We start from the raw sequence: 5383 nt of genomic DNA on the forward strand, positions 1-5383 counted from the left end.
CGTAGCCGTTGATCGCCACTACACCGACGCTCAGGGTGATCGAATCGCCTGGCGCCACGTTGCGGCCGAGCGGGACTCGCGGGGCGCTGTCATCGTAGAGGCGGCCATCTTTGTACCAGCGGGGGCAGAGCGCGTAATCTTCGCCCGCGCGCCACGGCAGGGAGCCGGCGTTCTCGATACGGATCGGGATCTGGTAAAGCCGCTTCTGCTGGATCGTGCGCGGGGCGGCTTCGCTCAGATACTTGGCGTGCCACTGATGCGCGCCGTTGAACTCGATAGTCTTGAGGCGGGTCTGATCGACATACTGCTGGGCATACTGCCGTGAGGGGGCCAGCTCCGTGCCGTGCGTGAAGTCGTTCCAGCTGTCGATGACGATCATGGCGGGATGCGATTCGAGAGCCGACGCCCACGACGCCGCGTAGGCGTCCCCACCGGCGCGGGAGGTGATGGTCGCGCCATGCGCGCCGCCGGGAGTGACGGTGGCGATGTTATCCACGGACGAGAGGATAATCACCCGCCCGCCATCGGCAAGCGCTTTGCCGCTGGTATCCGATTGGCCATCCGCGTCGTACACCAGATAGGCGGGCGGCATCGGATTCCCTTCGGTGGTCGGGAGTTCCAGCGTACATCGGAACTGGACAGGGATACGGCTGTAGATGTCGTTGTAATCCGCGCCGTCGGCGCCTGAGCGGCAGACGCCGATCAGCGGGTAATCTTCGCCATCGGCGGCCATCTGCTTGAGCGCCTGGACAAGAGCGCTGAGCTCCTTTGTCAGGAGAGGGTCGTCCTTGCGGGCGCGGATCAGCGCAATGTTGATCCCCGCGCGGCGGAGCTCGCTCAGCTGCTGGCGGTGCCAGGAGGCGCGCAGTCCGGAGAACCAGGGGCCGGCGCCGTCCATCGGCTGGTCCATCAGCTGTGTGCGGCCCTGTGCGTTCCACACGTTTTGCGACGGGGCCTTGCGGCCGTCGGCGTTGTAATCCACGCGGTAGATCGCCATCACCAGCGCGGGCGCCCTGGCGGGCGTCAGCTGTAGTGAGCCGGTCAGTGAGACAGCCGGCGCCTGGGGCGTATAGCCGGCGGGGAATTTGGGCGTCAGCGGGTTGCGGCGCGGGCGGGTGTCCACGCCGCTATTCGACGCGGTTTGCTCGCCGGGAACGGTGTGGATGCCGCCGGGGACAATTTTGATGGAGCCGCCGCCGGGAAGCTCGATGGACGTCGGCGGGCCGGTGGTCGGGTTTTTCACGACCGGCGTCGTGGGCGTCTCTGGAACGATCGGCCCTGGCTCTGGCTTGGGCGGCTTGACCGCCTCCGGGGGCGGTGCGGCGAAGGGAGAATCTGCGGTGTTCGGTTCTTCCGCGGCGGTGGGCGCATTTCCGGTGATGGCTTTGGCGCCGAACGAGGCTCGGGAGATGCTCGGCCATTCGCCGCTCACGACCGACCCGTTGATCAGCGGGAAACGGGTTACGACGCGCGGCGACACAACGGTCTTCTCAGACGCTTCGGGAGCGGTTCCACCGGAGGTGAAGACGATGCTGGCCCACTTCGACGGGTCCTGCACATCCTCCGCGCTCTGCACTCCGGAGGAAAGCGAATAGAACCGGTCGCCGGCGACGGCTGTGGACGAACGGTCGCGGGAGATCACGTTGAAGCCCCAGGCGGTCCCATCCTTGGGAGGCTTCGTGACGCCCAATTCCGCCCAGGGAATCGCGATCTCGACCGTGTAGCCCGTATCGCCGTCGGAAGGATCGTTCAGCGTTCCGTCGACTTTGGCGGCGTACTTGTAGGTATAGACGACTTTGGCCTTGGGAATCTTGCCATTGTCTCCGATACTGAAGTAGGAGCCGCCGGCGGCTGAGACAGCCATTTGAAACGTGTGAGGTGTACGCACCTTCGCGCGTGCGCGATCCGTCTCAAAGAAGATCTCGATATCGTCGTCTTGCTGTGGCTGCGAGATCGGGGTATTGTTCACGCCGACGACGTTGCGGTCGTTGACCTGGAAGGCTGCGTAGAAGTAATAATCGTCCCAGCTGGTGTAGAGGGCGGAGACGCGTTTGCCGGCATCGGTTTGAGCGCTTGCGCTGTAGGGAATGAGCGAAAGGGACAGCATCGCCGCCCAGCCGCAGACTTTTCTGAACATGAAGCATTATAGCCTCGCGGTGACGGTATGTCAATCACCGCTGGACACTCATGAACGATTGCGTTATAATAAGAAGCAGGAGTATCTTGTCATGATCCGTTCCCGAATCGCCGCCGCGCTTTTTCTCGTCCTTTGCGCCGCAGGGACAGCGCAGGCCGCTCCCCATGCGAACCGCGCTGGCGCCGCGCCGCAGTCCAGCCAAGCACAGGTGAACGGGATCGTCAGCGCCATTGTCGATGACCTTTGGGCGGAGAACGATGAGCACTGGCACCATGGCGATTATCCGCGCATTATTGCGCTGGACCGGATCATTGTTGGCGCTGATCCCAAGTTTGTCGAATGCTACGCCACCGGCGCGTGGCTGATGGAAAGCCTGGGCAATCTGAATGACGCCGAGGCGTTCTATCAGATGGGAGCGCGCAATAATCCAAAAGACGCCTATGCGTCCTACAACCTTGGGACGTTTTACTTCCATACGCTGAAGGATTACAAGGCGGCGGCGCTTGTGCTGCGCAAAGGCGTCCTGAAAAAAGGCGCGGATATCAACGATTGGAAAACGCTCGCGCATGCCTATGAGCGCGCCGGCGACATTAATAGCAGCGTCAAGACCTGGAAGGCGATCAAGGCGCATTGGCCCGACGGCCTCGCCGTGGAGCACAACTTGACACGCGTGGTCAGTATTCAGAAATCAGACGCCAAGGCAAATCGCATTAGCCTTCCTGGACCGCCGCCGCTTCCATGATCAATCCTCCCCCTTCTCCGCCGCCTGCCGCGCCGTCACAGCGCCGTTCGATCTGTCCGACATGGGTTTGGATCGTCTTAGCCTTTTGGGCGCTGTTTCAATGCGCTCTCTCGTTTTCACCGCGCCCCCCCGGCATTGTCGGCCGCATGGCGAAGGCTGCGGAAGGCCGCGTGGATAGCGACGCGTTTCAGGATCTGATGCAGGTAGACCTGGAGGCGAAGAACGCCTTTGTGACGTCTCTCGCCGCTGGCGACTCCGCCGCGCCAGACGCCATACAGCTCAAAGACGTGCTTTCCAAAGCAGAAGACCTGGAGCACGGAACGCACAACTCGGTCAGCGCGGTCCGTCGTGTGATTGTATTGCGCGCGCTGCTCGGGACGCCCCCGTTCGCCGTCGGCAAAAAATCCGGCGCGCCGCTCGACGCCTTTGGTAAGGACCTCTCGCCGGGGCTTAGTCCCAAGGAGCGGTTGAGTACCGTGCGGGAAGGCGCGCTGTGGTCCGCCGCGTTCGATGCCAAAACCCCTCCACACGTTCGAGAAAAACTGGCCGTTCAAATCAGAGCGCTGCCGAACATCCGATGGTGGGGCGCCGCGGCCACGGCTGCCATATACAAGTCGACCAGCAACCCCACGGAAACGACGCGCTGGAACACGATCGCGCGCAGTCGCGCCATGACCCCGGTGGTCAGTGGCGGCGCCATCCTCCTCGCGCGGGGAATGCTGGCGTTGTTTGGGGCCGGTCTCCTGATTATTCTGCTGGTGCTTGCCGTCATTCGCCTGAACAATCCCGAAACCATACGTATTTGGCGGATTGAGCCGGCGATTGCCCGAGACGATCGTAAAATCACTGCAGGCGAGCTGGCGGGCGTATTTATCGTTTATCTGTTGTCCCGGCAAGTGGTCACACTCATCGCTTCAGGATTCACCGGATTGGGACACAGCCACGCACTGCAATTTCATGGGCTCTTTAGCCACTTTCAGCCCCAAATCGTCCGTATGTCGGCCCAGCAGCGCAATACGCTGGAGGTCGTCCTGGAGTCCTTCGTTTATGTGCTCACCGCCCTGCCGCCCATTTTTCTCCTGATGGCGATCGCGCGCGGGCGGGGGGCGTCGCTCGCCGACGAGATCGGATGGAACATCCGGTTCAAGGGCGTGAATTTCCTGTATGGGGTGGCCGGATACGCTCTCGCGACGCCGATCCTGCTTATCGTGGCCCTTATCGGAAAAAAGATTTTTGAACACTCTCCCAGCCCCGCCAATCCGGTCATTCCTCAGATTGTCGGAGCGTCCGGATTGCTTATCCCTTTGCTGCTGCTCATGCTTGCGTCGATTGCTGCGCCCTTCGTAGAGGAGATCTTATTCCGAGGCGTGCTGATGAACGCGCTCCAGATGCAGCTTGGCCCCTGGCCCGCGATTGTCGTTTCTGGGTTGATCTTTGGCTTTGCTCATCCGGTCGGGCCGGGCGAGCAAATCACAATCGCGGTTCTTGGGATGGTGTTCGCCTGGATGACGCAGACGCGTCAGTCGCTGCTGCCGTCGATGACGGCGCACTTCGTCAATAACTTCACGACGACTCTGTTATTGCTGGCGGTGATGTCGGGATGAAGAAGTCTGAACCGATCCAGACGCGGATCTCCGTGCGCCTGACGCCCAAGGCGTCGAGCAATGCGATCACGGATTATGCCGGTGGGATCGTTTCGATGAGGATTACGGCGCCGCCCATCGAGGGGGCGGCGAACGCCGCATGCTGCGAGTTTCTAGCGGAGGCGCTGGGGGTGCGCAAATCGCAGGTCAGTCTCGTCTCTGGCGCGAAGAGCCGGAGCAAGGTCTTGCTTGTTACAGAACTGCCCGCGGACGAGGCGGAGCGCCGCTTGACGCAGTTGTCGGAGAAGCGCCGCTCGGCAGAGCGTTCATCAGCTGAGTGAGCTTCGCCGCCCGGTCTGCCGGAATCGCCGCCAGGATCTGCCCCGCCTTTTTTTCATCGAGCGCCATCAGGTCCGACAGTACGACTTTGTCGGGCTGTTTGGCGAAGATGCCTGCGATGTCGTCCGCGCCCATCGTCGCATAGATATCGAGTCGCTTTTGTTTCGGATCGATGGGTGGCGCGGCCGGCTGTCCACTGGCCCCGACTGTCGGCGCCGCCTTCTCGGCCGCGAACGCCTGACGATCTATTTCCAGCTGCGCCCGGTCGGCGTCCAGCTTCGCCTGCTGCGCGTCCAGCGCCAGTTTCGCCGAATCGACGGGCGCCCCTGCCTTCGCCACAAGCTTAGCCTTCGGTTTTGGCTTCGCCAAATGCAGAGGCTGCATGATTTTCATCATCGCCGGCGACTTTTCCGCCATCTTCTGCGCGGGAATGATCTGCAGGAACGCCAGCGCGTACACCGCGCCGAGCACCACCATCAATCCCACCAATCCAAACACTGCCTTCATCGATTATCCTTTTGAGGAGCCCAATTCGCTTCGCGCCACCTCTCCGACGTGACCCACCCCGGCGCTTCGCGCCAC

Annotated in this window: 5 protein-coding genes; 3 read left to right on the forward strand and 2 right to left on the reverse strand. The window is 62.1% G+C overall.

What is annotated here, in order from left to right:
• The coding region (locus tag ABIZ35_RS13120; RefSeq protein ID WP_348220360.1) for a sugar-binding protein at positions 1-2137 on the reverse strand (2137 nt) is incomplete at its 3' end.
• 91 nt (positions 2138-2228) lie between these two features.
• Between ABIZ35_RS13120 and ABIZ35_RS13125 the strand changes: the two genes are divergently transcribed.
• Genes ABIZ35_RS13125 through ABIZ35_RS13135 form a run of 3 tightly spaced genes read left to right on the forward strand, consistent with a single transcriptional unit; the run spans position 2229 to position 4803 of the window.
• Complete coding sequence (locus ABIZ35_RS13125; protein ID WP_348220361.1) at positions 2229-2879, forward strand: hypothetical protein; 651 nt, start codon at positions 2229-2231, stop codon at positions 2877-2879.
• Complete coding sequence (locus ABIZ35_RS13130) at positions 2876-4483, forward strand: type II CAAX endopeptidase family protein (RefSeq protein ID WP_348220362.1); 1608 nt, start codon at positions 2876-2878, stop codon at positions 4481-4483. Before ABIZ35_RS13125 ends, ABIZ35_RS13130 begins: the two co-directional genes overlap by 4 nt.
• Positions 4480-4803 carry a DUF167 domain-containing protein gene (locus tag ABIZ35_RS13135; RefSeq protein WP_348220363.1) on the forward strand — a complete coding sequence of 108 codons (324 nt, stop codon included), beginning with the start codon at positions 4480-4482 and terminating at the stop codon, positions 4801-4803. Before ABIZ35_RS13130 ends, ABIZ35_RS13135 begins: the two co-directional genes overlap by 4 nt.
• Here the strand turns inward: ABIZ35_RS13135 and ABIZ35_RS13140 are convergent.
• Entirely contained in the window at positions 4715-5308 is a 594-nt protein-coding gene (locus ABIZ35_RS13140) for a hypothetical protein (RefSeq protein ID WP_348220364.1), read from the reverse strand. The two genes, ABIZ35_RS13135 and ABIZ35_RS13140, sit on opposite strands and share 89 nt — an antisense overlap.
• Between the last annotated feature and the right edge of the window lie 75 nt (positions 5309-5383).

Source organism: Capsulimonas sp. (assembly GCF_039929585.1).
Classification (GTDB): Bacteria; Armatimonadota; Armatimonadia; order Armatimonadales; family Capsulimonadaceae; genus Capsulimonas.

Coding starts and splice junctions, on each gene's coding strand:
- ABIZ35_RS13125 (WP_348220361.1), top strand. CDS start 2,229: ATGATCCGTTCCCGAATCGCCGCCGCGCTTTTTCTCGTCCTTTGCGCC.
- ABIZ35_RS13130 (WP_348220362.1), top strand. CDS start 2,876: ATGATCAATCCTCCCCCTTCTCCGCCGCCTGCCGCGCCGTCACAGCGC.
- ABIZ35_RS13135 (WP_348220363.1), top strand. CDS start 4,480: ATGAAGAAGTCTGAACCGATCCAGACGCGGATCTCCGTGCGCCTGACG.
- ABIZ35_RS13140 (WP_348220364.1), bottom strand. CDS start 5,308: ATGAAGGCAGTGTTTGGATTGGTGGGATTGATGGTGGTGCTCGGCGCG.